4 protein-coding genes are annotated in these 3,982 nt (G+C 62.5%); 1 reads left to right on the top strand and 3 read right to left on the bottom strand.

All coding sequences use genetic code 11. The annotated features are described in order from the left end of the window. Window positions 1-70 precede the first annotated feature (70 nt). Window positions 71-1,447, top strand: a complete 1,377-nt coding sequence (locus tag AC2VNK_RS07835) for an MFS transporter (protein WP_486883387.1) — start codon at window positions 71-73, stop codon at window positions 1,445-1,447. Between the two features lie 13 nt (window positions 1,448-1,460). On the opposite strand, the gene AC2VNK_RS07830 is transcribed toward AC2VNK_RS07835, so the two are convergent. The 3 genes from AC2VNK_RS07830 to AC2VNK_RS07820 all read right to left on the bottom strand — a co-directional run bounded on the left by AC2VNK_RS07830 (window position 1,461) and on the right by AC2VNK_RS07820 (window position 3,970). Next, on the bottom strand, window positions 1,461-2,045 hold the full coding sequence (locus AC2VNK_RS07830) for a TonB C-terminal domain-containing protein (protein WP_486883386.1): 585 nt from the start codon (window positions 2,043-2,045) through the stop codon (window positions 1,461-1,463). Window positions 2,046-2,121: 76 nt separating this feature from the next. Then, window positions 2,122-3,114, bottom strand: coding sequence for a porphobilinogen synthase (gene hemB, locus AC2VNK_RS07825; RefSeq protein WP_486883385.1), 993 nt, complete (start codon window positions 3,112-3,114; stop codon window positions 2,122-2,124). Window positions 3,115-3,181: 67 nt separating this feature from the next. Beyond that, window positions 3,182-3,970 (bottom strand): uroporphyrinogen-III synthase, encoded by a 789-nt coding sequence (locus tag AC2VNK_RS07820; protein ID WP_291520417.1) that lies wholly within the window; start codon window positions 3,968-3,970, stop codon window positions 3,182-3,184. Window positions 3,971-3,982 lie beyond the last annotated feature (12 nt).

The raw sequence follows: 3,982 nt of genomic DNA, 5'->3' as shown, positions 1-3,982 counted from the left end.
GGCTTGAGCGATAGCGCCTCAACGGCATAAGCTAGCCCCTCTTGTCCGGTCAACATACCAAGGAATCATCATGAACAGACAGGGTGGCCTGTCCACTGCAGACGTCCGCAACAGACCTGAGGCGGACAAGCAGCGCGGCCACGCGCTGGGCGCCGCCATGCTGGGGATGCTGCTGGATGGTTACGACCTCAGCATCATGGCCGTGGTCCTGCTCTCTTTGCACAGCACTTGGCATTTGCACGCGACCGAAACCGGTCTGCTCATGGCCATGGCGTTACTCGGGTCTCTGCTGGGCGGCCTGGTGGGCGGCGTATTCACTGACCGGTTCGGTCGCCGCAAGCTGCTCTTCCCCAATATATTTCTCTATGTCATCGGCGCCCTGGTCAGCGCTTTCAGCCCGGACGTCTCCATCCTTTTCCTGGGTCGCTTTCTGACCGGCCTGGCGATCGGCCTCGACTATCCGCTGGTAGCCACCATCGTTGCGGAATACAGTCCGTCCGCAAACCGGGGCAATCGTTTCGCCCGGGTAAACCTGGCCTGGTATGTCGGCGCTCTGCTGTCCACCGGTGTCGGCTGGGCCCTGTTGTTTACCGGCGACGCGTCCTGGCGCTGGATGCTGGGTAGCGCGGTCGTCCCCGCGCTTGCCCTGCTCTGGTTGCGGCGCGGCCTCCCGGAGTCGCCGCGCTGGCTGGCGCGCAACGGGCATGCCAGCGCGGCCCGTGAAGCCTTGGCCCGGCTGTATCCGGAGTGTACGCCCGCCGAACTCAGCACACAGTTGACGGCTTTTCAGGGGCATCGCCAGTCGTGGCGGGTGCTGCTGCGTAAAGTCTGGCTGCGCCGACTGGTGCTCAGCATTTTCCCCTGGTTCTGTCTGGATGTGGTGGGTCTGGGCATTGGTCTGTATTTTCCCCTGGTGTTGCGCAGCAACGGGTTAGCCAGCAGTGAGGGGGCCGCCGCTGCCATCAATGCCGGCTTCCTGGTGATCTCCGCTCTGGGCATTCTCTATATTCTCTCCCGCCTCGACCGCTGGGGCCGGATTCCCCTGCAAAGTGCAGGATTTGGGCTGATGTCTCTCGGGCTGGGACTGTTCGCGCTGTGCTCCTGGAATGGCTGGATTGCGGGAATTTACGCGGGTGCTGCGGTCTATTCTCTGGGTGTGGGCATCGGTCCGGCGGTAACGGTTTTTGCGCTCGCCGTAGAAATTTTTCCGACGGAATTGCGTGCCAGCGCGGCCGGGTTGGCGACGGGGCTTTCCCGCCTGGGTGCCTTCATTTCGGCGGTGTTATTTCCGGTTTTTGAAAAACGCTGGGGGATTCCTTTGGTACTGGTGGTGATGGCCATGGTGGCCCTGCTGGGGATGCTCGCCACCCTGATCTATGGAGTGGAATCGCGACAGAAAAGCCTGGAAGACCTGGAACGCGTGGATGGACAGCTGTCAACACCCTGATTGGAGTGGTTTTCTACTCAAAGCTCCAGGTCCGCACGATGCGCAACGGGGTAGGCGGGGACTGCCAGATGGCGGGTAAAGCCGGAAAGGGCGCCGCCTCCCGAATGATCGTATCGACGGCATTTACCAGCACAATATTCTTCGATCCTTGCCGCATCTCGATCTGCATCAGTTGCCCGTCGGGGGCGATAGTGACGGCGACAACGACGCGTCCCTGCGGTAGGACAAGATGACCTGCCGCAAGGAGATGTTTCTGGGCCAGTGCCATGATTCGGCTTTCCCAGTCCTTCAGATAGGCATTCAACGCAACCGCCCGCGCTGCCGGCGAGGCCGCTGATGGCACGCTCTCCCGACGGACCGGAAGCATGCCGTCCGGGCTGCGCGGCGCGGGTACCACAGGCGAGGTAATCCGGGGACGGAGCGGGTTCGGCGTCAACGAAATTTCTACCAGCGAGCTGACCGGGTTTTTTACAGGCAGGGTTCCCGCCAGCCCTCCCAACAACACGAGCCAGACCAGCACGTTGATGACCGCGGAGAGCAAGGCCCAGGGGAACAGGGTATCGAGGTCTTCCGGTCGCAAACGCAGGGCGCGCATCATACCGACCAGTGCGGCTGCCCCAAACCAACGTATCCGGAGCAGAACGTCCGATAGCGGCGCGAAAAATCCTATGGCTTCATTCCAGCCAGTCGGCTGCAGCGAGGGCATAATAGGTGATGATGGCATCGCTCCCGGCCCTTTTGATGCCCAGCAGCGATTCCAGGACGCTGCTCTGTAGATCCAGCCAACCAGCCCGGGCGGCGGCTTGCAGCATGCTGTATTCGCCAGACACCTGATACGCCAGCACCGGCAGGTCGCAGCGCTCGCGGAGGTCACGGATGATATCCAGATACGCCATGGCGGGCTTCACCATCACCATATCGCAGCCCTCCTGAATATCCAGTGTCATCTCGCGAAACGCCTCACGCCGATTGGCCGGATCCATCTGATAGCCTTTGCGGTCCCCGAACTGCGGCGCGCTGTCGGCCGCATCGCGGAAAGGGCCATAAAAAGCGCTGGCGTATTTGACCGCATAGGAAAGAATGCTGACCTGCGGATGCTGCGTAGCATCCAGCGCCTCGCGGATAGCCATCACCATGCCGTCCACCATGCCTGAAGGGGCGACGACATCCACCCCCGCTTCTGCATAAGAGATGGCCTGCCGCTGCAGGTTTTCCAGGGTGGCGTAATCGTCACGATCGCCGCCCGCATCCAGAACCCCGCAATGGCCGTGGGCGGTATATTCGCAAAAGCAGGCATCGGCAATGATCAGGAGTTGCGGGTATTCGGCGCGAATGGCGCGGATCGCCCGTTGTACCAGCCCCTCCGCCTCCCAGGAGGCAGAGCCGGTGGCATCCTTGCAATGATCTTCAACGACGCCGAACAGCAGCACCCCGGAGATGCCCCGCGCTGCGGCCTCCGCGCAGAGCTGTAGCGCCGAATCGATGCTGTGGCGGAAAACGCCGGGCATGGAGGAGATTTCCGTACGGACGCCATCGCCTTCCACCAGAAAGATCGGCAGGATGAAATCCGCCGCGCGCAGATGATGCTCACGCAACATCCGGCGCATGGCCGGATGGCGACGCAGGCGGCGGGTCTCGTGGCGGGACGACAGATTGAGCAGGTTCATGTGAGGACAGTCCTTGAGCAGTTGGAATACGAATACCGATCGTGGCGGGACGACAGATTGAGCAGGTTCATGCAACGGGCTCCAGACCTTGTGCCCATACGGTCAGCGCCGTCAGCATACCAGCCGCACTGGCTTCCGGGGCAATCCAGGGGGCGGGCAGGCCGACCGTGGTGACGGCGTCGGCGGTGAGGGGGCTGATGGCGATAATGGGCGTGTTCTTCAGCCAGCGTTGACCCAGCCCCCCCACCATCTGATAGAAATTATTGAAGATCTCCGGGCTGGTCACGGTGACGGCATCCAGTTCGCCGCGCGCCCAGGCATGCAACAACGGCGTCGGGTTGGTGCCGGGCAACTGGCGTCGGTAGCAGAACACCTTGTCGATGACCGCCCCTCGCTCGCCCAGCGTCTTTTCCAGCAACTCCCGGCCCTGATCACCGGCAAACAGCGCGATGCGCTGTCCCTGCACGGCCACCAGCTCCGGACTTTCCAGCAAACCCTCGGAGCTGAACCTCTGGGGGACCAGCTCGACCTGCAGACCAAACTCACGCAGCGCCTTGGCGGTCTCCCGCCCCACCGCCGCAATACGCGGTCCCGCCGGCCAGGACAGGTTGCGGCTCTGCAAGCGGCTGAGGGCAAAAGCGACGGCGTTGCGGCTGGAAAAAATCACCCAGTCATACGCCACAAGCTGATGCAAGGCGTCATCCAGAGACTGCCAGTTCTCCGGCGCCTCGATCTGTACGGCGGGGAACAAAATGGCGCGCGCGCCTTGCGCCTGCAACAGGGTCAGCATCTCGTCGGCCTGCGCGCGTGGCCGGGTGACCACGATGCCTTTGCCTTGCAGTGCGGTGCTGTTCATGTGTTTCGGACA

It is taken from the genome of Acidithiobacillus sp. TH-A35 (assembly GCF_057473505.1).
The sequence above is the reverse complement of the archived record's forward strand: the minus strand, read 5'-3'. Positions and strand labels throughout refer to the sequence as shown.